At 55.2% G+C, this 24,236-nt stretch carries 27 protein-coding genes; 4 read left to right on the forward strand and 23 right to left on the reverse strand.

Going from position 1 to position 24,236, the window contains the following annotated elements; genetic code table 11:
- The 9 genes from GA0061071_RS21995 to fkpA all read right to left on the reverse strand — a co-directional run.
- On the reverse strand, positions 1-581 hold a 581-nt coding region (locus GA0061071_RS21995), incomplete at its 3' end, for a GTP-binding protein (protein ID WP_090269461.1).
- Positions 582-651: 70 nt separating this feature from the next.
- Positions 652-2,766, reverse strand: a complete 2,115-nt coding sequence (fusA, locus tag GA0061071_RS22000; RefSeq protein ID WP_061492921.1) for an elongation factor G — start codon at positions 2,764-2,766, stop codon at positions 652-654.
- A gap of 99 nt (positions 2,767-2,865) precedes the next feature.
- A complete protein-coding gene (rpsG, locus tag GA0061071_RS22005) occupies positions 2,866-3,336 on the reverse strand; it encodes a 30S ribosomal protein S7 (RefSeq protein WP_035894363.1) in 471 nt (156 codons plus the stop codon).
- Positions 3,337-3,432: 96 nt separating this feature from the next.
- Positions 3,433-3,807, reverse strand: coding sequence for a 30S ribosomal protein S12 (rpsL, locus tag GA0061071_RS22010; RefSeq protein ID WP_003023654.1), 375 nt, complete (start codon positions 3,805-3,807; stop codon positions 3,433-3,435).
- A gap of 124 nt (positions 3,808-3,931) precedes the next feature.
- A complete protein-coding gene (gene tusB, locus GA0061071_RS22015) occupies positions 3,932-4,219 on the reverse strand; it encodes a sulfurtransferase complex subunit TusB (RefSeq protein ID WP_061492920.1) in 288 nt (95 codons plus the stop codon).
- Positions 4,220-4,226: 7 nt separating this feature from the next.
- Positions 4,227-4,586 (reverse strand): sulfurtransferase complex subunit TusC, encoded by a 360-nt coding sequence (tusC, locus tag GA0061071_RS22020; protein WP_088236846.1) that lies wholly within the window; start codon positions 4,584-4,586, stop codon positions 4,227-4,229.
- Entirely contained in the window at positions 4,586-4,972 is a 387-nt protein-coding gene (tusD, locus tag GA0061071_RS22025) for a sulfurtransferase complex subunit TusD (protein WP_061492918.1), read from the reverse strand. The genes tusC and tusD overlap by 1 nt, the downstream gene beginning before the upstream one ends.
- The gene (locus GA0061071_RS22030) at positions 4,972-5,694 is read right to left on the reverse strand and encodes a helix-turn-helix transcriptional regulator (RefSeq protein ID WP_061492917.1); all 723 of its coding nucleotides are present in this window, start codon (positions 5,692-5,694) and stop codon (positions 4,972-4,974) included. Before GA0061071_RS22030 ends, tusD begins: the two co-directional genes overlap by 1 nt.
- Positions 5,695-5,897: 203 nt before the next feature.
- Positions 5,898-6,746 (reverse strand): FKBP-type peptidyl-prolyl cis-trans isomerase, encoded by an 849-nt coding sequence (fkpA, locus tag GA0061071_RS22035; protein WP_088236847.1) that lies wholly within the window; start codon positions 6,744-6,746, stop codon positions 5,898-5,900.
- 240 nt (positions 6,747-6,986) lie between these two features.
- On the opposite strand from fkpA, the gene GA0061071_RS22040 reads away from it, so the two are divergent.
- Entirely contained in the window at positions 6,987-7,205 is a 219-nt protein-coding gene (locus tag GA0061071_RS22040) for a protein SlyX (RefSeq protein WP_061492915.1), read from the forward strand.
- Between the two features lie 75 nt (positions 7,206-7,280).
- On the opposite strand, the gene slyD is transcribed toward GA0061071_RS22040, so the two are convergent.
- The 4 genes from slyD to kefG form a co-directional block, all read right to left on the reverse strand.
- On the reverse strand, positions 7,281-7,862 hold the full coding sequence (gene slyD, locus GA0061071_RS22045; protein WP_088236848.1) for a peptidylprolyl isomerase: 582 nt from the start codon (positions 7,860-7,862) through the stop codon (positions 7,281-7,283).
- 94 nt (positions 7,863-7,956) lie between these two features.
- The gene (locus GA0061071_RS22050) at positions 7,957-8,157 is read right to left on the reverse strand and encodes a YheV family putative zinc ribbon protein (protein ID WP_061492913.1); all 201 of its coding nucleotides are present in this window, start codon (positions 8,155-8,157) and stop codon (positions 7,957-7,959) included.
- Positions 8,158-8,168: 11 nt separating this feature from the next.
- Positions 8,169-9,974, reverse strand: a complete 1,806-nt coding sequence (gene kefB, locus GA0061071_RS22055) for a glutathione-regulated potassium-efflux system protein KefB (protein ID WP_088236849.1) — start codon at positions 9,972-9,974, stop codon at positions 8,169-8,171.
- On the reverse strand, positions 9,974-10,525 hold the full coding sequence (gene kefG, locus GA0061071_RS22060; RefSeq protein WP_061492911.1) for a glutathione-regulated potassium-efflux system ancillary protein KefG: 552 nt from the start codon (positions 10,523-10,525) through the stop codon (positions 9,974-9,976). Before kefG ends, kefB begins: the two co-directional genes overlap by 1 nt.
- Positions 10,526-10,705: 180 nt before the next feature.
- Between kefG and GA0061071_RS22065 the strand changes: the two genes are divergently transcribed.
- Together GA0061071_RS22065 and GA0061071_RS22070 are read left to right on the forward strand one after the other, a co-directional pair.
- The gene (locus GA0061071_RS22065; RefSeq protein ID WP_061492910.1) at positions 10,706-12,613 is read left to right on the forward strand and encodes an ABC transporter ATP-binding protein; all 1,908 of its coding nucleotides are present in this window, start codon (positions 10,706-10,708) and stop codon (positions 12,611-12,613) included.
- A 27-nt stretch (positions 12,614-12,640) separates the two neighbouring features.
- Positions 12,641-13,573 carry a LysR family transcriptional regulator gene (locus tag GA0061071_RS22070; RefSeq protein ID WP_061492909.1) on the forward strand — a complete coding sequence of 311 codons (933 nt, stop codon included), beginning with the start codon at positions 12,641-12,643 and terminating at the stop codon, positions 13,571-13,573.
- Positions 13,574-13,626: 53 nt separating this feature from the next.
- Here the strand turns inward: GA0061071_RS22070 and mdcH are convergent, their stop codons facing one another.
- The 10 genes from mdcH to prs form a co-directional block, all read right to left on the reverse strand.
- Entirely contained in the window at positions 13,627-14,523 is an 897-nt protein-coding gene (mdcH, locus tag GA0061071_RS22075; RefSeq protein ID WP_088236850.1) for a malonate decarboxylase subunit epsilon, read from the reverse strand.
- Complete coding sequence (locus GA0061071_RS22080; protein WP_088236851.1) at positions 14,523-15,140, reverse strand: malonate decarboxylase holo-ACP synthase; 618 nt, start codon at positions 15,138-15,140, stop codon at positions 14,523-14,525. The genes mdcH and GA0061071_RS22080 overlap by 1 nt, the downstream gene beginning before the upstream one ends.
- 2 nt (positions 15,141-15,142) lie before the next feature.
- On the reverse strand, positions 15,143-16,102 hold the full coding sequence (locus GA0061071_RS22085) for an AEC family transporter (protein WP_088236852.1): 960 nt from the start codon (positions 16,100-16,102) through the stop codon (positions 15,143-15,145).
- A 128-nt stretch (positions 16,103-16,230) separates the two neighbouring features.
- Positions 16,231-17,031, reverse strand: coding sequence for a biotin-independent malonate decarboxylase subunit gamma (gene mdcE / locus GA0061071_RS22090; protein WP_061492905.1), 801 nt, complete (start codon positions 17,029-17,031; stop codon positions 16,231-16,233).
- Complete coding sequence (locus GA0061071_RS22095; RefSeq protein WP_088236853.1) at positions 17,028-17,864, reverse strand: biotin-independent malonate decarboxylase subunit beta; 837 nt, start codon at positions 17,862-17,864, stop codon at positions 17,028-17,030. The genes mdcE and GA0061071_RS22095 overlap by 4 nt, the downstream gene beginning before the upstream one ends.
- Entirely contained in the window at positions 17,857-18,156 is a 300-nt protein-coding gene (gene mdcC, locus GA0061071_RS22100) for a malonate decarboxylase acyl carrier protein (protein ID WP_088236854.1), read from the reverse strand. The genes GA0061071_RS22095 and mdcC overlap by 8 nt, the downstream gene beginning before the upstream one ends.
- Positions 18,157-18,165: 9 nt before the next feature.
- Positions 18,166-19,023: a triphosphoribosyl-dephospho-CoA synthase gene (locus tag GA0061071_RS22105; protein ID WP_088236855.1), complete on the reverse strand. Its 858-nt coding sequence runs from the start codon at positions 19,021-19,023 to the stop codon at positions 18,166-18,168.
- Positions 19,023-20,678 (reverse strand): malonate decarboxylase subunit alpha, encoded by a 1,656-nt coding sequence (gene mdcA, locus GA0061071_RS22110; protein WP_088236856.1) that lies wholly within the window; start codon positions 20,676-20,678, stop codon positions 19,023-19,025. The genes GA0061071_RS22105 and mdcA overlap by 1 nt, the downstream gene beginning before the upstream one ends.
- Before the next feature lie 200 nt (positions 20,679-20,878).
- Positions 20,879-22,369, reverse strand: a complete 1,491-nt coding sequence (locus GA0061071_RS22120) for a nicotinate phosphoribosyltransferase (protein WP_088236857.1) — start codon at positions 22,367-22,369, stop codon at positions 20,879-20,881.
- Positions 22,370-22,382: 13 nt separating this feature from the next.
- Positions 22,383-23,243, reverse strand: a complete 861-nt coding sequence (prs, locus tag GA0061071_RS22125; protein WP_061499731.1) for a ribose-phosphate diphosphokinase — start codon at positions 23,241-23,243, stop codon at positions 22,383-22,385.
- A 196-nt stretch (positions 23,244-23,439) separates the two neighbouring features.
- Between prs and GA0061071_RS22130 the strand changes: the two genes are divergently transcribed.
- The gene (locus GA0061071_RS22130) at positions 23,440-24,159 is read left to right on the forward strand and encodes an NUDIX hydrolase (RefSeq protein ID WP_061492899.1); all 720 of its coding nucleotides are present in this window, start codon (positions 23,440-23,442) and stop codon (positions 24,157-24,159) included.
- Positions 24,160-24,236 lie beyond the last annotated feature (77 nt).

Below are 24,236 nucleotides of genomic sequence, written 5' to 3' on the forward strand. Positions count from 1 at the left end.
CCAGCCAGTTCGATGATTTTCGCTTCCCACTCTGCTTCGCCTTCCAGCGCTTTCAGTGCAGAACCACGAACGATCGGAGTGTCGTCGCCCGGGAAATCGTACTGAGACAGCAGTTCACGAACTTCCATCTCAACCAGTTCCAGCAGCTCTTCGTCATCAACCATGTCACATTTATTCAGGAACACGATGATGTACGGAACGCCTACCTGACGACCCAGCAGGATGTGCTCACGAGTCTGCGGCATCGGGCCGTCAGTCGCAGCTACTACCAGGATCGCGCCGTCCATCTGAGCAGCACCGGTGATCATGTTTTTAACATAGTCGGCGTGGCCCGGGCAGTCTACGTGCGCGTAGTGGCGAGTCGGGGTGTCATATTCAACGTGAGAGGTGTTGATGGTGATACCACGAGCTTTTTCTTCCGGCGCGTTATCGATCTGATCGAATGCGCGAGCGTTACCACCGTAGGTTTTTGCCAGAACGGTAGTGATGGCAGCAGTCAGGGTAGTTTTACCATGGTCAACGTGGCCGATAGTGCCGACGTTGACGTGCGGTTTTGTACGTTCAAATTTTTCTTTAGACACGGCTTTATTCCTTACTATAGTGCTCTCCCCTTCTGGAGAGAGCACGGGACTTTGGTTTTAACCCTGAGGCTTATTTACCACGGGCTTCGATTACGGCCTGAGCAACGTTGTTCGGTGCATCATCATACTTCAGGAATTCCATAGTGTACGATGCACGACCTTTGGTCAGAGAACGCAGTTGAGTTGCGTATCCGAACATTTCAGACAGCGGCACTTCAGCGTGAATCTTAACGCCAGTGACTTCAGATTCCTGACCGCGCAGCATACCGCGACGACGGCTAAGGTCACCGATAACATCACCGGTGTTCTCTTCCGGAGTCTCTACTTCAACCTTCATGATCGGCTCAAGCAGAACTGGTTTCGCTTTCTTAAAGCCATCTTTAAAGGCAATAGACGCAGCCAGTTTAAACGCCAGTTCAGAGGAGTCAACGTCGTGGTAAGAACCGAAGTGCAGACGCACACCGAGGTCAACAACCGGGTAACCCGCCAGCGGGCCAGCTTTCAGCTGTTCCTGGATGCCTTTATCAACAGCCGGGATGTATTCACCAGGAATTACACCACCTTTAATGTCGTTGATGAACTCGTAACCTTTCGGGTTAGAGCCCGGCTCCAGCGGGTACATGTCGATAACAACATGACCATACTGACCGCGACCACCAGACTGTTTGGCGTGTTTACCTTCGATATCGGTAACTTTAGCGCGAATCGCTTCACGGTAAGCAACCTGAGGTTTACCGACGTTCGCTTCAACGTTGAATTCACGTTTCATACGGTCAACGATGATGTCGAGGTGCAGCTCACCCATACCGGCGATAATGGTCTGGTTAGATTCTTCGTCAGTCCATACACGGAATGACGGGTCTTCTTTCGCCAGACGGCCCAGAGCCAGACCCATTTTTTCCTGGTCAGCTTTGGTTTTCGGTTCTACCGCGATGGAGATTACCGGTTCCGGGAATTCCATACGTTCCAGAATGATCGGATGATCCGGATCACACAGGGTATCACCAGTAATAACGTCTTTCAGACCGATCGCAGCAGCGATGTCGCCCGCGCGAACTTCTTTGATCTCTTCACGTTTGTTGGCGTGCATCTGTACGATACGACCAAAACGCTCACGTGCAGCTTTCACAGAGTTCAGTACGGTATCACCGGAGTTAACTACGCCGGAATACACGCGGAAGAACGTCAGGTTACCAACGAACGGGTCGGTAGCGATTTTGAATGCCAGAGCAGAGAACGGCTCTTCATCGCTAGCGTGACGCTCAGCCGGGGTATCTTTACCGTCGTCCAGAACGCCGTTGATCGCAGGTACGTCAGTCGGGGATGGCAGGTAATCAATTACCGCATCCAGCATCGCCTGAACACCTTTGTTTTTGAACGCAGAACCACAGGTCACCAGGATGATTTCGTTGTTCAGAACGCGCTGACGCAGGGCAGATTTGATCTCTGCTTCAGTCAGTTCTTCACCACCCAGGTATTTTTCCATCAGCTCTTCGGAAGCTTCCGCAGCGGATTCGATCAGGTTCTGGTGCCATTCGTTAGCCAGATCCTGCATCTCAGCCGGGATATCTTCGTATTCGAAGGTTACGCCCTGGTCTGCTTCGTTCCAGTTGATGGCTTTCATTTTCACCAGGTCAACAACACCGGTGAAACCTTCTTCAGCACCAATAGCCAACTGCAGCGGAACCGGGTTCGCGCCCAGACGGGTTTTGATCTGACCAACAACTTTCAGGAAGTTAGCGCCCATACGGTCCATTTTGTTAACGAACGCGATGCGCGGAACTTTATATTTGTTAGCCTGACGCCATACGGTTTCAGACTGCGGCTGAACACCACCAACTGCGCAGTAAACCATTACCGCACCGTCAAGAACACGCATGGAACGTTCTACTTCGATGGTGAAGTCAACGTGCCCCGGGGTGTCGATGATGTTTACGCGATGCGGTTCATACTGCTTCGCCATACCAGACCAGAATGCAGTAGTTGCTGCGGAGGTAATGGTAATACCACGCTCCTGCTCCTGCTCCATCCAGTCCATGGTTGCGGCGCCGTCATGAACTTCACCGATTTTGTGGTTTACACCGGTGTAGAACAGAATACGTTCGGTAGTCGTGGTTTTACCGGCGTCGATGTGCGCACTGATACCAATGTTACGGTAGCGTGCGATGGGTGTTGTACGAGCCATTTGATTCCTCGTTTGTCTCTTTAGGCGCTCAGATTTAAGTTGCCAAACGGCGGGCGACTTACTGGAAGCGCCCGCCTGGTGACTAAAACTCCGAAGGGATTACCAACGGTAGTGTGCGAACGCCTTGTTGGCTTCGGCCATACGGTGAACGTCTTCACGTTTCTTAACTGCAGTACCTTTGTTGTCTGCAGCATCAGAAAGTTCGTTCGCCAGGCGCAGAGCCATGGATTTATCACCGCGTTTACGAGCAGCTTCAACGATCCAACGCATTGCCAGAGCATTGCGGCGAACCGGACGTACTTCAACCGGAACCTGATAAGTAGAACCACCAACGCGGCGAGACTTAACTTCGACAGTCGGGCGCACGTTTTCGAGAGCTACTTCGAAAGCTTCCAGTTCGTTTTTACCAGAACGCTGAGCCAGGGTCTCCAGCGCGCTGTATACGATTGATTCTGCAGTAGATTTTTTACCGTCTACCATCAGGATATTGACAAATTTAGCCAGCAGTTCTGATCCGAACTTCGGATCCGGCAGAATTTTACGCTGACCAATAACACGACGACGTGGCATGGAAATACTCCGTTGTTAATTCAGGATTGTCCAAAACTCTAAGAGTTTAGTTTGACATTAAGTTAAAACAGTTTGGCCTTACTTAACGGAGAACCATTAAGCCTTAGGACGTTTCACGCCGTATTTGGAGCGAGATTGCTTACGGTCTTTAACACCGGAGCAGTCGAGCGCGCCACGTACAGTGTGGTAACGAACACCCGGGAGGTCTTTTACACGACCGCCACGGATCAGGATCACGGAGTGCTCCTGCAGGTTGTGACCTTCACCACCGATGTAGGAAGTCACTTCGAAACCGTTAGTCAGACGAACACGGCATACTTTACGCAGCGCGGAGTTCGGTTTTTTCGGGGTGGTAGTATATACGCGAGTACATACGCCACGTTTTTGCGGGCATGCTTCCAGCGCCGGAACGTTGCTTTTTGCAACTTTACGTGCGCGTGGTTTGCGTACCAGCTGGTTAACTGTTGCCATTAAATAGCTCCTGGTTTTAGCTTTTGCTTCGTAAACACGTAATAAAACGACCTCATATAATATGAGGACGCAGAATTTTATGGCTGTGCTGAAAAGGTGTCAAGAAATATACAGCGATCACACATTACCAACGCATCTGAGTATCGTGTTTCACCGCCAGACTCACGAAATCAGTATAGCCAACCCTGACGACACTGCTCGAAATTTGACCAGAAAGACCACGCGCATCAACGTCTTCACTCAGCACGTGTAGCGATATGGGGGCATCGAGCAATATGTCAATGAAACGTCCGCCTTCCAGCGCTGCCGTTACGCCGTCAGACAACAGCAGTAAATCATCGCCCGGGCGCACTAACCGCAGCATAGCCGCCATATCGCACTGCCATGGGGATTGAGACAAAGTATGCAGCATAGGCGCCTCAAAAAGTCATAACAACGGAGTATTCATCAAGCCGCTCACGCAGCGCATCAGGTTCCAGACACCGGGCAGGCAAGACAAACTCTGCATCCTCGCGTAAACCACGCTCACGCAGTGAGGCAGCACATAGCCAGCACTGATCGATATCGTAGAGAGGAAGGACTTTAAATGTGGCGATGTAATCCCGCGCCAGGATGGCATCAGGTCGCTGATTCGCCAGTAGTTGAAAAACGCCGTCTCCCACGAAAAACACGCCAATGTCATCGGTAAACGCGGAGGTCGCCAGCAACGCATCCAGACCTTCACGCCCGGAAGCGGAGCCGTGCGGTGCCGAGGTAAATACAAAGGCAATACGCGTCATCAGAACTGCACCACCCGATCGCAAGAGAGCGCGGCTTCCGCCAGCGCACCCAGCCCGGTCAGCGAAAAACCGGCCTGCAGGTTGGCAGCAGGAAGCCCCAACCGCTGCGCTTCCGCAGAATCAACCACACCGCGACGTAGCGCCGCAGCGACACAAATGTGCAATTCGACCTGCTGTTCATCGTGCAATTTTTGCCATGCACGCACCAGGTCAAACTCATCGCTGGCGGGCGCAGTCAACGCGTTCGCGTTGCTCACCCCTTCCTTGTAAAAAAAAACGCTGCCAAGCGTATGCCCTGCCGCCAACAGCGCAACGGCAAACTGATAGGCACTGCTGGCCTGTTGTGTGCCGTACGCCGGGCCGGTCACCATCAGGGCAAAACGCATTACCGTTCCTGCCCGGAAAAGTCGCCGCTTTTGAACTGGCGAATGTACAGATACACGGTGTGCTTGGAGATGTTCAGGCGGTCAGCCACCTGGTTAATGGCGTCTTTAATATCAAAGATGCCTTTCTCATAAAGATTCAGGACGATCTGCCGGTTCTTGGCGTTGTTGGAAACGTTACGATCGGCATTCACCTCTTCGATTGTGAACTCCAGCGTTTGTGTGACGAGGTCTTCCACCGAAGAGGCAAAGTTGACCGACGATCCCGCATCCGGAGTTTCTGGCGGAATAAAGGTGCTCATTATTTGCGAGAACGGCACATCAAGGTTCATGTTAATACACAGCAGACCAATCACCCTCTGCTCGCGGTTACGGATGGCGATGGTTTCCGACTTCATCAGTACACCACTTTTCGCCCGTGTGAAGTAGCACTTGGACACGCTGCTGTCCGCGCCCGTCATATCATGCAGCATACGCAATGCAAGATCGGTAATGGGTGAGCCGATTTTACGCCCGGTGTGTTCGCCGTTGGCAATGCGAATAGCGGAACATTTCAGATCCTGCAGGGAGTGCAAAACAATTTCGCAATGGGAACCAATGAGCATCGCTAACCCGTCCACCACCGCTTCATAAGATTTGAGGATATCGAAGTCGGTTTGATCGAAAGGACGTTGATCCAGTAAATCAAGCTCACTGGTTTCGTTGGTTAATAGCGACCTGGACATGAAAAAAAACACTCCTTTTCAGGAGCCTGTCGTTATGTTTTCAGGGCAGGCTCAGTATTTATATGGGGATCTAAATTAATACATCGTAGGTTAAGCTTTCCAGAATTATATACACTTTATCCGTCAAGCTACCTGTTTGTTGGCTGCATCCTGAATGGGGGTCAAAAAAAACGCCGCCCGAAGGCGGCGCTTTGTTCGCGGTGTTACTTCTTACTTGCGTCTGCAGCTTTCGGGTCAGCGGCTTTATCGCCTGCGGCCGGTGCTGCTTGTGGTGCTGCGGCATCAGCTTTCGGTGCCGCTTTAATGTCCAGCAGTTCTACATCAAAGACCAGCGTAGAGTTAGCCGGGATCCCCGGAACGCCAGTTTTGCCATAGGCCAGAGCCGGCGGGATAACCAGTTTGATCTTGCCGCCTTTCTTGATGTTTTTCAGGCCTTCGGTCCAGCCCGGGATAACGCCATCCAGACGGAAGGAGAGCGGCTCACCACGGGTGTAGGAGTTATCGAACTCTTTACCGTCGATCAGCGTCCCTTTGTAGTTCACCACCACGGTATCGCTGTCTTTAGGCGCATCGCCAGTCCCGTCTTTCTCCACTTTGTACAGCAGACCGGTGTCAGACGTTTTCACACCTTTCTCTTTCGCAAAAGTGTCACGGAAGGCTTTGCCTTTGGCCTCGTTATCAGCCGCGTCTTTTTCCATGCGTTCCTGAGCGGCGCTCTTCACGCGAGTTTCAAACGCTTGCAGAGTCTGTTCGATTTCCTGGTCGCTCAGTTTGCTCTTGTCGGCAAACGCATCCTGAACACCCGCGATCAGCTGAGCTTTATCCAGTTTGATACCGAGTTTTTCCTGCTCTTTCAGGGAGTTTTCCATGTAGCGGCCCAGTGACGCGCCGAGCGCATAGGCGGATTTCTGGTCGTCATTTTTAAATGCCGCTTTGCTGTCAGCTGCTGCTGCAGTCTCTTTCTTTGCGGCATCCGCAGCGAAAGAAATCGGTGCATGAAGGGCTACGGCCATGGTGGTCGCCAGCAGCGTGACTTTAAACAGTGATTTCATCCATTTCTCCAGGGGCCGGGGCATCTCGCCCCAGGGTTAAACATAAGAAAGTAAGGAACGTACTATAAAGCGTTGCGCGGGAAATCAACATAAGGACACCCACCGAATTCACCTGTTTTCTGACTATTTTTGTTTAAATAAGTTTCTGCTTTTCTGCGCTGATGCTGTATCGCACGGCAAAGTTAAGTAAAATCCGCCCGTTTAATGAAAACCAGGTCAGACGCAACCCAGAGGTGAAGAATGCAAGAGTTAACGATAGAAGCCCGGCTGGCGGAACTGGAAAGCCGGTTGGCCTTTCAGGAGATGACCATTGAAGAGCTGAACCAGACGGTCATCGCGCATGAACTGGAAATGGCGAAGCTGCGCGAGCACCTCCGTTTGATGGCTGAAAAGCTCAAAGCCAGCCAGCCTTCCCATATGGCCTCACCGTCAGAAGAGACGCCACCGCCCCATTACTGAGGCGTAAAAAAAGCGGGTTTCCCCCGCTTTTTTATTACGCAATCAACGCACCGACAGTGCGAACGACGGCGCGTATTAGTGGCAACCGCAACCGCCGTGACCGCCGCAACCACCTTTACCGTGGTCATGATCGTGATCGTGGCCATGACCACCGCAGCAACCATCGTGGTCGTGGTCATGATCGTGACCGTGCGCACCGTGAACGTGGCCATGAGCCAGTTCTTCTTCAGTGGCTTCGCGGATAGCAACAACTTCCACATTGAACTTCAGGTTCTGGCCCGCCAGCATGTGGTTGCCGTCAACCACAACGTGGTCGTCTTCCACTTCGGTAATTTCTACCGGCACCGGGCCCTGGTCGGTTTCAGCCAGGAAACGCATACCTACCTGCAGCTCGTCAACGCCCATAAAGACGTCTTTCGGCACACGCTGCACCAGGTTTTCGTCGTACTGACCGTAAGCGTCGTTCGCGCCAACAGCCACATCGAATTTGTCGCCGACTGCGTGACCGTCCAGCGCGTTTTCCAGACCAGAGATCAGGGAACCGTGACCGTGCAGGTAGTCCAGCGGCGCACTCACCGGAGACTCATCAACCAATACACCGTCTTCTGTACGTACCTGATAGGCCAGGCTGACCACCAGGTCTTTTGCTACTTTCATGATATCTCCTGAGCGTTGGAAAATTACTGGCGCAGATTGTAGCGGAATTCTGCACCCGTGTACCCTTTAGCTTAAAAAAACCTGCCTGATATCGCTAGTCCGGATGAAAAATCCCGATCACTTGCTCATCTTTGCGTACATGCTCCTTAACGTCCTTGTCGGCTTCACGCATCTGATGCCCGCACTTAACGCATTCAACAATATCGACATTATTTTCACGCCACATCGCCATCGAATCCTTCGCCTGGCACGCCGGGCAGACAGCGCCGGCAATAAAACGTTTACGAACAGCCATTCGAATTCCCCTTATTCAAACTCGTCCCAGCCATCCAACTGGCGACGCTCTTGCTGCATTTCACGCTGAAAAATCTCTTCCAGCTCGCGCCGCGCTTCGCGTACGCGGGAAATCTGTACCGTATCGGTATGTACCGGCATCAATTCACGCAGCATGCGCATATCCAGCCGCTTAAAATGGAGCTGTGCGCGTTGGGCCTGATGCGGATGCATCCCCAGCGAGATAAGCGACTTACGCCCCAACTCCAGCGCACTGGAAAAGGTCTCGCGGGAAAACTGCGTCACCCCGGCCTGTAACAACTCATGGGCTTCCACACGCCCTCTCGCTCGCGCCAGAATGGTCAGGTGCGGGAAATGCTGCTGGCATATTTCCACCAGCTTCATGGTATCCAACGGGTCGTTACAGGTAATCACGATGGATTTCGCCGCCTCCGCCCCCGCTGAGCGCAACAATTCCACTTGCGTCGCATCGCCGTAATAGACCTTATAACCGTATTTTCGCATCAGGTTAACGGCACTGATATCCCGCTCCAGCACGGTAATACGCATTTTATTGGCCATTAACAGGCGACCAATCACCTGACCAAAACGCCCGAAGCCCACCACGATGACCTGCGGTTTATCGTCTTCCACCCACGGTGCTTCGTCTTCATCTTCCGAGGTGTTAAAACGCCGGGAGAGGACGTTATCAATGCCGCGCATCAATAAGGGTGTGGTCATCATCGACAGGGTGACGGTCACCAGCAATAGCGCCATCTGGTCATGCTGAAACAGATGCTGGGAAGAAGCGGACGAGAAAAGCACAAACGCAAATTCTCCCCCCTGGCTGAGCACACCCGCAAACTGCATCCGCTCTGAGCTACGCAGGCCATACAGGCGCGCCAGCCCGTACAACACCAGTGTTTTCACCGCCACCAGCACCGCCACGCTCAACACAACCCACAACAGGTGGGTATAGAGCACGCCCAGATTCAGCGCCATGCCAACAGAAATAAAGAACAGCCCCAGCAACAGACCTTTAAACGGCTCAATGGCAATTTCCAGCTCGTGCCGGTATTCACTTTCAGCCAGTAAAACCCCGGCGATAAACGTACCGAGCGCCATCGACAACCCCAGCGCATCCATAAACAGCGCTGAGCCAAGCACCAGCAGCAGTGTCGCAGCGGTAAAAACTTCCCGTACGCCAGAACCGGCAATAAAACGGAACACTGGTCGCAACAGATAACGGCCGCCAATCAACATGCCCGCGAAAGCCAGCACCTTCAGGCCAACCTTCATCCAGTCGAGATGCTCATCCCCATTCCCCGCCAGCAGTGGCACCAGAGCCAACGCGGGGATCACGGCCAGATCCTGAAACAGCAGCACCGAAAAACCCAGTTGCCCGGACTCGCTGCGGTTCATCCCCTTATCGCGCATCAGTTGCAGCGCCATCGCGGTAGATGACATTGCCAGCCCAATACCGCCAATTACCGCGGCCTGCCAGGAAAAGTGCGTCAACATGAGCAGACCAGCAAGCAGCGCGGCGCTAAGCATTACCTGCGCCGCCCCCACGCCAAAGATTGACCGCCGCAGTTCCCACAGCTTTGCCGGGTTCAGCTCCAGCCCAATAATGAACATCAGGAACACCACGCCCAGCTCGGAAAAATGCAGGATTTCATCCACATCGCTGATGAACCCCAATCCCCATGGGCCAATAGCGATTCCCGCCAGCAAATACCCAAGCACCGCCCCAATACCCAGACGGGAGGCTAACGGTACGGCGACCACTGCCGCAAACAGAAACAACACCCCTGCCAGTAACAGATCGGAGCCTTCCATTAACGGCCTCCATCCGGCAAGGGCGAAGCCAGCCATTCAGCGTAAGCTTTAGCGTGATTCGCCAGTTCCTGCGGGGCCTGCCTGCGCGCCCAGTAGATAATGATCGGGCTAAGCCAGTGCATGCGACACATGGCGGCGGTGAGTTCGAAGGGGCGCAAAATATCGCTCATCGGATAACGGTTAAGACCATCGTGACGATAGGCCGTCTCCGGTTCACCGGTGGTGATTACGCTACGCCAGTACTTTCCCGCCAGTTGATTCCCGCCGGTACCGCTGGCAAACCCACGGCTCAAAACGCGGTCCAGCCACTCTTTGAGCAGCGCCGGGCAACTGTAGGTATAAAGCGGATGTTGGAATACGATAACGTCATGCTCACGCAGTAACGCCTGTTCATAAGGGATATCAATAAAAAAGTCGGGATAACGGGCATACAAATCATGCACCGTCACGTTTTGCATCTGCATTGCCGGTTTAAGCAAAACCCGGTTCGCCACCGAGTCCTGAGATTCCGGATGGGCATACAGCAGCAACACTTTCGCTGTCTGTGACATCTATTCCCCTCCCGGGTGTCGTACCTGTTACGCTTCCGGCTGGCTGCCCGCGGGCGCTGCCAGAATGATTTTGTCTATCATCTTCATTTTGGGCTAACATTGCGGCCCCGGTACGGCATTTGGCCGTAACCTTACATTATCATAATGACAAATTAACATAGTCTGAACATACGGCGCCTTATGATTGTTTTCTCCTCGTTACAAATTCGTCGCGGTGTGCGCGTCCTGCTGGACAACGCCACGGCCACCATCAATCCAGGCCAGAAAGTCGGTCTGGTGGGTAAAAATGGCTGCGGTAAATCCACGCTGCTGTCGCTGTTGAAAAACGAGATTGGTGCCGACGGCGGCAACGTGACCTTTCCGGGAAACTGGCAACTGGCGTGGGTAAACCAGGAAACACCCGCACTCAACGAAGCGGCTATCGATTATGTGATAGACGGCGATCGGGAATACCGCCAGCTTGAAGCGCAGCTCAACGCCGCCAATGAGCGCAACGACGGTCATGCCATCGCCCTTGTGCACGGCAAACTGGATGCGATTGATGCATGGACCATCCGTGCCCGCGCCTCCAGTCTGTTACATGGTCTGGGTTTCTCCAACGAACAGCTTGAACGCCCGGTCAGCGACTTCTCTGGTGGCTGGCGCATGCGCTTGAACCTCGCACAGGCGCTGATTTGCCGTTCCGATCTTTTGCTACTCGACGAACCGACCAACCACCTGGATCTCGACGCGGTGATCTGGCTGGAAAAGTGGCTGAAAAGCTACCAGGGAACGCTGATCCTGATTTCCCACGACCGTGACTTCCTCGACCCGGTCGTGGACAAGATTCTGCATATCGAGCAGCAAAGCCTGTTCGAATATACCGGCAACTACAGCTCATTCGAACGCCAGCGCGCTACGCGTCTGGCTCAGCAGCAGGCCACTTACGAGAGCCAGCAGCAACGTGTTGCCCATCTGCAAAGCTTTATTGACCGTTTTAAAGCCAAAGCCAGCAAAGCGAAACAGGCGCAAAGTCGCATCAAAATGCTAGAACGCATGGAATTGATTGCACCGGCGCACGTGGACAATCCGTTCCATTTCAGCTTCCGCGCGCCGGAAAGCCTGCCCAATCCCTTACTGAAGATGGAAAAAGTCAGCGCAGGGTATGGCGATCGCACCATCCTTAATGCCATCAAAATCAACCTGGTGCCGGGCTCCCGTATTGGTCTGCTGGGGCGTAACGGTGCCGGTAAATCCACTTTCATTAAACTGCTGGCCGGGGAACTGGCGGCGCAGAGTGGTGAAATCGGCCTCGCGAAGGGCATTAAGCTGGGTTATTTCGCTCAGCACCAACTGGAATTCTTACGCGCCGACGAATCCCCCTTACAGCATCTTGCCCGCCTCGCCCCACAGGAGCTGGAGCAAAAACTGCGCGATTATCTTGGCGGTTTCGGTTTCCAGGGCGACAAAGTCACGGAAATAACTGAACGTTTCTCCGGCGGCGAAAAAGCGCGTCTGGTGCTAGCGCTGATCGTCTGGCAGCGTCCGAACCTGTTGTTGCTCGACGAACCGACTAACCACCTTGACCTGGACATGCGCCAGGCGCTGACCGAAGCGCTGATTGAATTTGAAGGCGCGCTGGTTGTCGTGTCGCACGATCGCCACCTTATCCGTTCCACCACGGATGATCTCTATCTGGTGCACGACGGCAAAGTCGAGCCATTCGAAGGGGATCTGGAAGATTATCAGCAGTGGCTGAGTGACGTCCAAAAGCAGGAGAGTCAGCCTGTGGATGCCGTGGCTAAAGAGAGTGGCAACAGCGCGCAGGCGCGTAAAGATCAAAAACGCCGTGAAGCAGAGCTGCGCACGCAAACGCAGCCGCTACGTAAAGAGATCGCCCGTCTGGAAAAAGAGATGGAAAAGCTGAACGCACAACTGGCGCAGGCAGAGGAGAAGCTGGGTGACAGCGGGTTGTACGATCAGAGCCGCAAAGCGGAGCTGACCGACTGCCTGCAACAGCAGGCCGCAGCGAAATCCGGACTGGAAGAGTGTGAAATGGCATGGCTGGACGCACACGAGCAGCTGGAAGCGATGCTGCAAGGGGACTAACGCGCCCGTCAGGCTGCAAGAGGGTTTATGAATCTGGACATCACCAACGATATTACGTTTCGCAAGCTGGGTATTTTCATGGCCTTTATGGACAAAGGAAATATCGCCCGCGCCGCCGAAGCCCTGAATCTTAGTGGTGTCAGCGTGCACCGTGCGCTGCATACGCTGGAAGAGAGTGTCCGCTGCCCGCTGTTTGTCCATAAAGGGCGTAACCTGATCCCCCTGCCTGCCGCCTGGACCCTGCTGGAGTATTGCCAGGAAGTGACGCAACTGATGGAGCGCGGTCTGGACGAAGCGCGCAAAACCGCCGGCGTCGGCCAGGGCAGATTACGCGTTGGCACTCTCTACTCGCTGACGCTGGAAACCGTACCGCGACTGATTATGGGCATGAAGTTGCGCCGCCCCGAGCTGGAAATGGATTTAACCATGGGCTCGAACGACACCCTTCTGCACATGCTCGCAGAGGGGACGCTGGATGCGATTCTGATCTCCATTTCCGAAAGCGAGATCGACCGCAGCACGCTTGAAGTGCTCCCGCTGTTTCATGACGATATCTTCCTTGCCGCTCCGGCCAGCGCCACGCTGAAAACCGATACCCTCGCTGATCTGCGGGATTACCGGACACAGAAATTTGTCTCGCTGGCAGAAGGTTTCGCCACCTATGCCGGATTTCAGGAAGCGTTTCATATTGCCGGGTTTGAACCGGAAATTGTTACTCGCGTTAATGACATTTTCTCGATGCTCAGCCTGGTGCAGGCGGGCGTGGGCTTTTCGCTGATGCCGGGAAGAATGAAAAAGGTTTATGAAAGTTCGGTACAGCTACTGCGTCTGGCGGAGCCCTATCAAATGCAGCAGTTAATCGCCATTGTCTTCGCTCGCAACCGCGAGCACGATCCCAACCTGCTGGCGCTCGCCGCCGAAGGCCGGATGTACGCCCGCAGTTTACAGGATAACGCCTGATTTTTTGCCCACAAAGACGCCTCGCGTCACCATTCAACAGAAGGCAAAACCCTTTACTCTCTGAGTCGCTTCGCCAGATGCAACACCACATCCACACCGCTTCGCTCCAGCGAAAGGCTTTCGCCATTCCACGCCGCCTGTCGGGTCAGACAGGTCAAAATACCGCCCGGCGGCATTTCGATAGCCAGTCTGGCGTCCCGTTCGTTCGCGGCGATCACCGCTTCCTGCCAGCGCACGGTGCGCGCCATATTCCACGCCAGATCGTCGGCAATCTTCTCCGGCTGCCATAGCACGCGCCCGGTACTGCCGCTTAAATAGGCGCATTGTGGCCGGGACAACGTGACGTCAGCAAAAGCCTGCGCCAGTTTTTTTGCTGGCGCATCCAGCAATGCACAATGAGAGGGTACGCTAACCGCCAGCCGTTGCGCTTTGCTGGCCCCTTTAGCCAGCGCACGCTGTGCCACCTGCGCCATCGCCTCATCGCTCCCGGCAATGACAATTTGTTTTTCGGCATTGAGATTCGCGATATACGCCCCGCTGCCTTCCACCAGTGTTTCCACCTGAGGAAGCGTCAGTCCCATAATGGCCGTCAACCCGTATCCATGCGGATAGGCCTGCTCCATCAAATCACCGCGCAGCGCCACCAGTTGCAACGCATCGCGAAAATCGAGTGCGCCAGCAATCACCGCCGCCGGGTAAGCACCAATCGACAACCCGCTGGTGATATCCGCCTGCACGCCGCGACGCTGTAACTCCCGCGCCCAGGCGACTCCGGCAATCAGCAGCGCCAGTTGTACTGCACGCGTATGTTTTAATGCTTCCGGCGTATCCAGGGTATCAACTTCTGCCCCGAGCACCGCGCGCGCTTCGTTGATTTCGTTTCCCGGAAGCGCCTGTAACATACCGGGACGCTGTGTCCCCTGCCCCGGGAACGTGAACAGAATTTTCATTACTCCTCCCTGCGCCAGGGGTCGCTCATCAGACACGGCCCGTGGTTCGTTTTCAGCATCACCCGACCATCGCGCAGCCACTCCGCCAGCGCAAAACCGCCATAGGGTGTCTCCACTTGCGTATCTGCCCGACACAGCCCACCGCTGATTTGCTGCTGCCAGCGTTGCAGATCAGCCTGAGCAAGCGGCTGCGGCGCGCGGATCAACAGGTCGAGATCGCTGGTCGCGTGAATCACCGGAATCCCGGTCGCCAGCGCATAGGCGGTACTGCCAGTAACACCCCATGGCCAGGGCCAGTTTTGCTGCGCCAGTTGCAGTGCCAGCTGTACTGGCGGCTGAGAGATAAACGGCGAACGCAGCAGTGCCTGCGGCGCGATAAGCTGTTCGGGTGAGACCACACGGTTAACCTGTTCCGGCCTCACCCATCCCGCCGCGCGCTGATCGCGGCGCAGACCGCGCACACCTACGGGAATTCGTCCACTCACATCAACATCACGCCGCACAACAACCGGTAACCCGATGTGCCAGATCTCAGCGACCCAAGGTTCGCTTACCTCTTCCAGCGCGTCACGCGCAGAAAGCCAAAGCAGGTCGTGTGGGCGTAATGAGGTGGTCATGATTACATTCCTGACGTCAGAGAAATAAACAGCGGCAGCGACAGGATACACAGAACGGAGCTCAGCAGCAGTACGGCTTCGGCATCCGGCGACTGCACGCCAAAGCGGTTACCGAATACCACGCCGAAGAAACCAGCCGCCAGGGCAATCATCAGGATAGCGGTGATCGCCACCGAGCCATGCAGACCGAGCACCAGCACAATCCCCCAGGCAATGGCGGGTTGGATCAACAGTTTTGTGAGGGTTGCAGAGATAACCATGGTGTTAATTGCCAGTTTGCGCGCAGACAGGATAACCCCGGTCAGGAACAGCGCCGCAGCCGTCGCGGACAGGCCCAGCGGTTTAATGGAAGCCAGCACCAGCTCCGGCATTTTGATACCAATAGCGGAAAGCACCACACCCAACAACGGCCCCCAGACAATCGGTTTTTTCACCGAGCGCCACATCAGCACCGGCAACATCGCCAGCGTGGAACCGCTATTACCGCCCGCTGCGCGCGCCTTTTCACGTTCGAGAATGAGCAGGCAGAACGGGGTCATCAGTACCGAACCACAGGCAATGGAAACGGCAACAGAAAGCGAGGTGGACGGGCCTTCACCTAACACACTACCAAGGATCGGCAAGCCGAGCGCCGCATAGTTCGGCAGTGCGACGGTCAACGTCAGCACGGCAGCATCCTGCGGTGATTTTTTGAAAACAGACGTCGCCAGGAAATAGATGGCCGCGTAGGTAATCCACATGGAGAGCACCAGCACCACAATCAGGGGTGACTGGGCGATAATCCCGGTCCACGGTGTCTGTGCGGTGGCGCTAAACAGCGCTGCCGGCAGGGCGAAGTCCATTACAAAGATATTGAGCAGGGAAACGTTTTTGTTATCGACCATTTTGGCCTTTCCCGCCCAGAAACCCAGCAGCATGATGACAAAGATCGGTGCGAGGGCATGAACAATCACATAAGTCATAAAAAATCACCTGTAAGCCTTGAAGAGAAAAAAGAAATAGCGCGATGGTTATTATTTTCAGCAGCAAAATTCTGTATGGGCGCGGCAAGCACGCCCATGGTTTTGCTCTCTGGCAGGTTTCTTTTTACTTACCAGCTCGCTTTCATGCGTTCGCGCACAAGAGCGGAGCTACGGCGGTTGTCAGCACCCAGACGGTTTTTCAGCGAGGTGTCCTGACGAGCGTCTTTAATGGCCTGTTGCAGCGTGGCGGTCACCTGCACCAGATCGCTTGCTGAAGGGGCATCCGGATTGCTGATATTCAGCAGATCCGCCAGCAGCCCCAGTGTTGCGTAGTTGCTGATGTCATACGCCATCGGCGGAATGGTGGCGGCCAGTTTTTCCAGCGCCTCGACGGTACGCAGCGTTATGCGTGCCGCTGACGCTTTGCCCATGGCGTGAATCAGCACGCCAGCGTCGTTGAATGCAATCAGGCGGTTAGCCTGGTAACCGTGCGCCAGAAAGGCACCGGACATCGCTTTACCGACGATCAAACCGATAACCGGGTGACCCGCCAGACGTGCATTGGCGTAAGCTGCGGCCGCACCGGCCAACGCCTGGTGAATGCCAAACGCTTCTTCGCGACGACCATAAGCCTGGCTCGGTACATCAATCACCGCGATGATCGGGCGCTTCACGCGGCTGTTGGCATCAGCGGCGACGGTTTCGCTGACAACTTTTGCCAGCGTCCAGCCTTCCAGCAGACCGACTTCCCCTTTTGCCGCACGCGGATAATGGTTGTTGGCATCCGGCACCACGGCGATAAAACGCACCGCTTCGCCGTTAACGTCACCGTCAACCGCTCGTACCGACGGGCACAGCCCGCTCAGGCGTTGGGCATTGGGCGCCAGTTTTTCCAGCCATAATGCGCCGCGGCTCATTGTCGTACTCATGCTTTACCCTCCCCGGCAAACAACGCGCTGATCTGTTCTGCATCCGCTTGTTTACGGGTGTCGAACTGGCTCAGACGTTGCAAATAGTCATCGTATTTATCGGTGCGATGTTGCGCAGGCACGCCTTTGGCGATCGCCGCCTTCATTGCCGCTTTCACCGCATTAACACCATCGCCGACCAGCGCATCCACCAGCCCGCTGCGATAACGCACTTCGCCACCGGTCATGCTCCAGATAAACGGACGGTCGCGGGAGTCATACTCTTCGATCCCGGCTTCCTGCTCGATAACCTGCGGGCCGTTCAGACCAAGGCGGGCTTCACGGGTAACAATGAGATAGCTGCACAACGCCGCCGCGATGGACATCCCACCAAAACAGCCAACCGTCCCGGCAATAATGCCGACCACCGGGGTGTACCGGCGCAGATCGACAATCGCGGCATGGATATCGGCAATCGCCGCCAGACCGAGGTTGGCTTCCTGCAAACGCACGCCGCCGGTTTCCAGGCACAACACCGCCTGTGTCGGGATGCCGTTGCGGTTATCTTCCGCTGCCAGCTCCAGCGCCGCCGCCATTTTTGCGCCGGAGACTTCCCCCATACTGCCGCCCTGGAAAGCGCCTTCGATGGCCACCACCACCGCAGGCTGACCATTGATGGTACCTTTAGCGACGACCATGCCATCATCCGCCTGCGGCACGATGCCCTGCGGCCCTAACCACGGGGAGATAATGCCTTCGAACGGATCGAGTAATTCGCGGTAGCTGCCTTCATCCAGCAGCGCATGGGCACGCTGACGCGCTTTGAGTTCGATAAAACTGCGATCGTCACGCATAGCTCACCTCTTCGAATACCTGTTCGATGCGGATACGCGCCACACCGGGCGTCGCGCCGAAATCGTGAATCACCAATGTGCCGGCAGGCAGGGTGCTGACCAGACCGAGGCGGTTGAACAGGGCTTCCCAGCGTCCACGGCTGTTATCCACCGAGGTGGTGATATCAATTGTCAGTGTTTGCCCCTGGCCGGCGGTGAATAACACCTCCATATCCCCGGAGCCCACAACGCCTGCCAGCGCTTTACCGCGTAAGGCGCGGCCCGCAGGCACGGTTATCGTAATGTGTTCCATAACTTCCTCTTAATTCGCTAAATAAGGCGTGGTAATGCGATCGAGAAACAGCGTGGCGGCGAGTAAATCTGCCGCACCGCCCGGTGACGCGTTTAGCGCCAGCATTTGCCTGTCCAGTTCGGCCAGCCGCTGCTGCCCGTCAGGATGCGCAACTCCACCCGCACGCAGTACCGCACGCGCACCGTGGCGCATCGTCTCCAGCCCTTCGAGACCCGCGCGCGATAACACACAGGTGTCACTGAGCGAGGTCATGATGGCCATCAGTGCATCGAGCCTTGCGTGGGTTTCGCTGCTGCCGCGCTGGCGGCTGAGGTGGAGCTGCGGCAGCGCCAACCTCATGATGTGCGGAAACGCCTGCTGTGCTTCTTCACGCGCGCCGGGAACCCGGTAGCGGTGCGTGGCGCGAAGCCCTTTACTAAAGACCTTCGGCGCAGCATCATCCGGCAGTGTCGCCAGTTGGGCAGCAATGTTGGCAATCGCCTGCGCCGACCCTTCGCCGCCGCACATCGCCACCGCGCTGACCAACAAGCCCAGTGCCCAAATCGCACCGCGATGGGTATTCACGCCGTCGGTGGCGGCCATCATCTGCTGTTCACCTTCCCGACCGAGTCGCCCTATGGTTTGTCTGAGCGCAACGTTTGCTGGTTGCAACCAGCTCTGTTGCGCCAGCGCCTGAAACGTAGGGGTCAGGCTGTGCGCGGAACGCTCCATCAGTTCGAGCGTTAAATCGTGGTGCGCGCCATTCCCCCGACTGTCCACCAGACCGGGTTTCGGGCTTAAACGTGCTTCGTCAATCAGGCATTCTGTGGCGGTGTGCGCCAGACGAAAGGCACCGCCCTCAGCCGCAATCTGTGGCAGAAGTTTCATCACCAGCTCCGGAATTTCGCAGGTGGGTTGTAAAGACCGCCAGACCATTCCACCAGGTCAGCCACGCTGCTGGCAGCCAGCAACGAGCGGGTCGCATCAGTGCGGCGAATACCCATATCTTCCGGGTAAACCACCTTGCCGCTTTGGCGCAATGCCGCGACGCGTTTTGCGTCCACACCCAGACCGATGTCAGTAATACCGGCAACGGCGGCGACCATCGCACGACGCTCTTCAATACTTTCCGCACGGTAGAGGTAAGCAATCCCCTCTTCGGTCAGCACGTGGGTAACGTCATCGCCGTAAATCATCACGGGTGCCAGCGGCATACCGGAGGCTTTCGCCACGTCCACCGCGTCGAGTTTTTCAACGAAGGTCGGTTTCGCGCCGGCCTGGAAGGTTTCCACCATCTGCACCACCAGTTTTTTACCGCGCTGCATCGGGTCCGCTTCGGTGATCATGTTCAGCCATGCTGGTGTGGCGTGACGGCGACCGTGCGGGTCATGCCCCATGTTCGGCGCACCGCCAAAACCGGAGAGACGACCACGGGTAACGGTGGAGGAGTTCGCCAGCCCGTCGACCTGCAAGGTGGAGCCGATAAACATGTCCACCGCATACTGGCCTGCTAACTGGCAGAACGCGCGGTTAGAACGCATGGAGCCGTCAGCACCGGTGAAGAACACGTCCGGACGCCCACGGATGTACTCTTCCATGCCGAGTTCACCGCCGAAGCAGTGCACGCTTTCGACCCAACCGCTTTCAATCGCCGGGATCAGCGTGGGATGCGGGTTCAGCGTCCAGTGTTTACAGATTTTGCCTTTCAGACCGAGCTGTTCGCCGTAAGTCGGCAGCAGCAGTTCGATGGCGGCGGTGTTAAAGCCGATACCGTGGTTCAGCGACTGCACCTGATGCTCTGCATAGATGCCTTTAATGGCCATCATCGCCATCAGAATGTGTTCTTGTTTGATCAGACGCGGGTCGCGGGTGAACAGCGGTTCGATAAAGAACGGTTTATCGGCGACAACCACGTAGTCAATCCACGAGCCAGGAATATCCACGCGCGGCAGATCGCATTCGTCGTCCACCAGTTCGTTCACTTGTGCGATGACAATACCGTCACGAAAGGCCGCTGCTTCCACCAGCGCCGGGGTATCTTCCGTACTTGGACCGGTGTAGAGATTACCTTTGCGGTCCGCTTTGTAACCGGCAATCAGCGCCACGTTTGGGCACAGGTCAACATACAGACGGGAATAAAGTTCGATGTAAGTGTGGATCGCGCCGATTTCGAGCAAACCGTCTTCCAGCAATTGCGAAATGCGCAAGCTTTGGGTGCCTGAGAAGGAAAAATCGAGTTTGCGTGCGATGCCTTTCTCGAAGATATCAAGATGTTCGCTACGGCCGACGCTGGGCATAATCATATGCAGGTCGTGCACTTTCTGCGGGTTCACTTCCGCCAGAGAGCGGGAGAGGAAATCCGCCTGCTTCTGGTTGTTCCCTTCCAGCACGACACGGTCGCCCGGTGCGATCAGTTTTTCCAGCATGGCGACAAGATCGCCAGTCGGCAGTACCTTCCCCTGCACGGGGATGGACGCCAGGCGGCGCTGTTTCTCGCTGCGCCGCGTGTTCCATACCTGTGCTGGCGTTTGCCCAGATAACATTATTAACCTCCTGATTCAGCTCATCATTTTGATTTGCTTAACACTGAACTCAGTGTGCGCCCTGGTGAGAAAGGCATCAATTAAGGAGGTCGTTAAATCATTAGCCTGAGAGTAATAATCAAAGAAACAATCTGTGATGTGGATCAGTTTCAGCGGCGGGAAAAAGAACTATAGCGGCACAGAATGTGCCGCTATAGAGATTAGCGCTGGCTGGCCAGACGCTGACGAATGTGCTCGAAGTGTTCAGTCTGGTAGAGCTTGCCATCAAGGAAGCGGGTTTTCAGTTCACCGCCTTGCTCCTGCTCCCAACTCTGTTCGTCATGCAGTTGCAATTCGCCCTGCGCGTCACGCTCTACCCGCAATAACCCTCGTGCGGAACGTTTCAGGCCGTTATCGGTTTTCGGCTCTTTAAAAATCATCCGCCCTTCGCCGTTTACCGCCCCCCAGGTGGCTTTCATGGCAAAACCGAAGGTATCGCGGGTGTTGTACTGATAAGTAAACGAGCCTACGCCGAACACCACATTCGAACTGGCAAACCCTTTAGCCTCCAGACGGCGCAGGATCTCATTGGCGCGTGCCAGTGTAATGGAGTCGCCGTAAATCAGGCCAACGTGCGGATCCAATACTTTGTAGCCTTTGTCGTTGATCGTGCCGCCAAAAATTTCCCACAGCACTTCTACCGAGCCTTTCTCTTCCGGGCTGCGTTCTGGACGCGTATCGTCATCCGCGCCGGTACCGCAGAGGATTTCCACCGGGTCGCCGCTGTCCGGACGGAACACTACGCGACCTTCGCGACCAAGAATGATCTGTTTCAGCTCGCGGGTATATTCCGTCAGAACGCGCCAGTAGTCCCAGGTATCAGAGACAATCGACACAAATCCCTGCGGATATATATCGGCAATCAGGCGACGGAACGTTTCGATTTCATGGTCGTGTTCACCCATACACATCACGCTGTGTTCAGTGGCCGGAATGCTGGCTCCGATGAAGTACTCTTCGCCGCCGGTGTAGTGATCGCGGGCATACAGCAGCGACGGGATGCTGTCTGTCCCTTTAAAACTCAGCAGATGCCCTGCTCCGGCTTGCGCGGTGTCGTGCAGGCCCGCCATACCACGGAATGAGAAGTCATGACACTGGAAATCCAGGTGTGATAAATCCGTACAGGTTTTTTCTGCCCACTGTTCACAGATCTTACGGTAGTGGTGCGCAATGGTGGCATTGGTGGAGGCTTTCCACAATTCAGCGGAGAGCACCGTTTCCAGGTAGTTCACCAGCCAGAAAAACTCATCGCGGGTATTAGTGATGGTGAGAACCGGCACTTTCATCGGGACTTTACTGCCTTCATCCAGCGACTTGATGTGCAATGGCAGGTAACCCAAACGGTGCAGCGCACGAATGTGATCCACCGCCACGGCATCCCTGCCGAGATAGCTGTCCATCACCTGTTTGTATTCGTTCACCACGTCATCTTCCGGGCGGGCAAAAAAACCATCGTTAAACAGATCGACCATAAACCATTGCAGGAAACCCTGCAGGCCAAAGAACACCAGTTTGCCGTCTGCTACCGGCGACTGGAAAAAACGATCGCTGCGCGGAGTGAAGTTGGAATAAACCTGCGTTGTCCCCTGCGGATACTGAACGCGGTGCGACACTTTATAACCGTCGATAGCCAGGATTGGATTGATATTCATGGTGTTATCTCCCTTAAGCGCGAAAAATGGTATCAATGTCGATCAGTTCAACCCGCGGCTCATCAAGCTCCGGGGAAGCGTAGGACGTGGTGGTGTAAATGGCGTCGATACCGTTGTTGAGCAGGTTCTCCACGCCTTTAGAGAAGACGCCGTGCGTAACATACAGGCTGACGCTGCGAGCGCCTGCATCGCGCAGTACCTGAGCTGAGCCAATAAACGTGCCGCCTGCATCGCAGAGGTCATCAACAATTAGCAGATCTTTTCCTGCCACATCGCCTGAGACCAGCGCAAACCCTGTCAGATTACCAGTCGCCACATCGCGCGCCTTCGTCAGAATGGCGTAGGTCTGCGCACCGCTGGCTTTCGCCACGTTGTGGATTTTCTTCAGTGCGCCCGCATCCGGTGCCACCAGCATCAGTTCGCCCTGACGAATGGCGCGGCGCAGCGTTTCGCTCTGTAACAGGCAGGTTTCCTGCGCAATGGCGACACAGTGATGAATGGCTGCGGCGGCGGCATCGCTGTGCGGATCGAGGATAAACACTTTATCGAAATTCAGGGTGTTCAGTTGGTTAGCGAACACTTTCAGCGCAAAGCTGTCGCCTGTCACCATATGCCGATCCTGACGCGCCCATGGCAGCCAGGCCAGCTCCAGATGGCTGATGTTGATATCTGTAACGTGGCGTACCGCCTCGACCAGTTGCGCCAGCAGCATAAAATCGTTCATATCACGCATGGCGGCCACACGGATACGCATAACGCGGGCGAAGGATGGCAGCGTACCCGTGACTTTCAGCCATACGGCACCATCCGGAAAAACGCCGTGCGTCACATCAACCTGCTGATTATCCATAAACAACTCAATTCTGCTCGCCATCATTCACCTCACATTTACTTAATTATGTCTCTTGGACACTTTTAATATTGTCCATGAGACACTATTAATGCAAGCGTTTTTTGTATGTACCACACAGAAAGAAGCTAACAAGCTGAAAAATAATGGATTAAAAGTTAGCTTGCCGCACTTTGGCAGGCTGATAAACTTGGGACGTGTGAAATTAAGCGAGTAAGCGATGATCAGCGAAGCAGAGTATCTTGACTCTTATGATGCCAGCCGTTTTCCTTCACCTTTGGTGACGGTCGACAGTGTGTTGTTTACCCTGCATCAGCAGGTACTTTGCGTATTGTTGGTTGAGCGTGCCAGCCAGCCGCAACAAGGGCGTTGGGGGTTACCCGGTGGTTTTATTGATATGGCGAAGGACGATTCCACCCGCGCCACGGCGCTGCGTAAGCTGATCGAGAAAACCGGCGTATCTCCCTCCTGGCTTGAACAACTGGATACCTTTTCCGGTCCACAGCGCGACCCGCGCGGCTGGAGCCTGACCGTTGCCTGGTTCGCCCTGATCTCGTGGGTTTCTTGCGCACCGCACATTGCCAGCGTCAGCAATGCCAAATGGGTGCCGGTCAGTGAACTGGATCAGTATGAGCTGGCCTTCGATCATCGTGATATTATTCAGGCGGCGCAGCACCGGTTACGACAGAAAACCATGTACTCGCTCCTGCCGGTTTACTGTCTGCCGGAAACGTTCACACAGACGCAACTCCAGGAAGCGACCGAGATTATTCTTGGCCAGCCTATTCAGCGTAAAAGTCTGATCCGCCGTTTTGAAGCGTCCGGCATGTTTGAAGAAACCGGGGAAAGCGTGGCGACCGGGGCACGAAAAGCGCGGCTGTGGCGGCGTAAACCGGATGTTGATATCCACCTGTTTTCGCGCAATTTATTAACCGATTAAACCAACCGCTGCGCATAACGTGTCTTAAGCCATTATTGCGAAGGGAAAAAGATTGATGGCCGGGAAGTAAAACGCCC

This window comes from Kosakonia oryzendophytica, from assembly GCF_900094925.1.
Classification (GTDB): domain Bacteria; phylum Pseudomonadota; class Gammaproteobacteria; order Enterobacterales; family Enterobacteriaceae; genus Kosakonia; species Kosakonia oryzendophytica.

Excerpts from the sequence above, each read along its gene's own strand:
- fusA (WP_061492921.1), bottom strand. The coding sequence starts at position 2,766 with ATGGCTCGTACAACACCCATCGCACGCTACCGTAACATTGGTATCAGT.
- rpsG (WP_035894363.1), bottom strand. The coding sequence starts at position 3,336 with ATGCCACGTCGTCGTGTTATTGGTCAGCGTAAAATTCTGCCGGATCCG.
- rpsL (WP_003023654.1), bottom strand. The coding sequence starts at position 3,807 with ATGGCAACAGTTAACCAGCTGGTACGCAAACCACGCGCACGTAAAGTT.
- tusB (WP_061492920.1), bottom strand. The coding sequence starts at position 4,219 with ATGCTGCATACTTTGTCTCAATCCCCATGGCAGTGCGATATGGCGGCT.
- tusC (WP_088236846.1), bottom strand. The coding sequence starts at position 4,586 with ATGACGCGTATTGCCTTTGTATTTACCTCGGCACCGCACGGCTCCGCT.
- tusD (WP_061492918.1), bottom strand. The coding sequence starts at position 4,972 with ATGCGTTTTGCCCTGATGGTGACCGGCCCGGCGTACGGCACACAACAG.
- GA0061071_RS22030 (WP_061492917.1), bottom strand. The coding sequence starts at position 5,694 with ATGTCCAGGTCGCTATTAACCAACGAAACCAGTGAGCTTGATTTACTG.
- fkpA (WP_088236847.1), bottom strand. The coding sequence starts at position 6,746 with ATGAAATCACTGTTTAAAGTCACGCTGCTGGCGACCACCATGGCCGTA.
- GA0061071_RS22040 (WP_061492915.1), top strand. The coding sequence starts at position 6,987 with ATGCAAGAGTTAACGATAGAAGCCCGGCTGGCGGAACTGGAAAGCCGG.
- slyD (WP_088236848.1), bottom strand. The coding sequence starts at position 7,862 with ATGAAAGTAGCAAAAGACCTGGTGGTCAGCCTGGCCTATCAGGTACGT.
- GA0061071_RS22050 (WP_061492913.1), bottom strand. The coding sequence starts at position 8,157 with ATGGCTGTTCGTAAACGTTTTATTGCCGGCGCTGTCTGCCCGGCGTGC.
- kefB (WP_088236849.1), bottom strand. The coding sequence starts at position 9,974 with ATGGAAGGCTCCGATCTGTTACTGGCAGGGGTGTTGTTTCTGTTTGCG.
- kefG (WP_061492911.1), bottom strand. The coding sequence starts at position 10,525 with ATGTCACAGACAGCGAAAGTGTTGCTGCTGTATGCCCATCCGGAATCT.
- GA0061071_RS22065 (WP_061492910.1), top strand. The coding sequence starts at position 10,706 with ATGATTGTTTTCTCCTCGTTACAAATTCGTCGCGGTGTGCGCGTCCTG.
- GA0061071_RS22070 (WP_061492909.1), top strand. The coding sequence starts at position 12,641 with ATGAATCTGGACATCACCAACGATATTACGTTTCGCAAGCTGGGTATT.
- mdcH (WP_088236850.1), bottom strand. The coding sequence starts at position 14,523 with ATGAAAATTCTGTTCACGTTCCCGGGGCAGGGGACACAGCGTCCCGGT.
- GA0061071_RS22080 (WP_088236851.1), bottom strand. The coding sequence starts at position 15,140 with ATGACCACCTCATTACGCCCACACGACCTGCTTTGGCTTTCTGCGCGT.
- GA0061071_RS22085 (WP_088236852.1), bottom strand. The coding sequence starts at position 16,102 with ATGACTTATGTGATTGTTCATGCCCTCGCACCGATCTTTGTCATCATG.
- mdcE (WP_061492905.1), bottom strand. The coding sequence starts at position 17,031 with ATGAGTACGACAATGAGCCGCGGCGCATTATGGCTGGAAAAACTGGCG.
- GA0061071_RS22095 (WP_088236853.1), bottom strand. The coding sequence starts at position 17,864 with ATGCGTGACGATCGCAGTTTTATCGAACTCAAAGCGCGTCAGCGTGCC.
- mdcC (WP_088236854.1), bottom strand. The coding sequence starts at position 18,156 with ATGGAACACATTACGATAACCGTGCCTGCGGGCCGCGCCTTACGCGGT.
- GA0061071_RS22105 (WP_088236855.1), bottom strand. The coding sequence starts at position 19,023 with ATGAAACTTCTGCCACAGATTGCGGCTGAGGGCGGTGCCTTTCGTCTG.
- mdcA (WP_088236856.1), bottom strand. The coding sequence starts at position 20,678 with ATGTTATCTGGGCAAACGCCAGCACAGGTATGGAACACGCGGCGCAGC.
- GA0061071_RS22120 (WP_088236857.1), bottom strand. The coding sequence starts at position 22,369 with ATGAATATCAATCCAATCCTGGCTATCGACGGTTATAAAGTGTCGCAC.
- prs (WP_061499731.1), bottom strand. The coding sequence starts at position 23,243 with ATGGCGAGCAGAATTGAGTTGTTTATGGATAATCAGCAGGTTGATGTG.
- GA0061071_RS22130 (WP_061492899.1), top strand. The coding sequence starts at position 23,440 with ATGATCAGCGAAGCAGAGTATCTTGACTCTTATGATGCCAGCCGTTTT.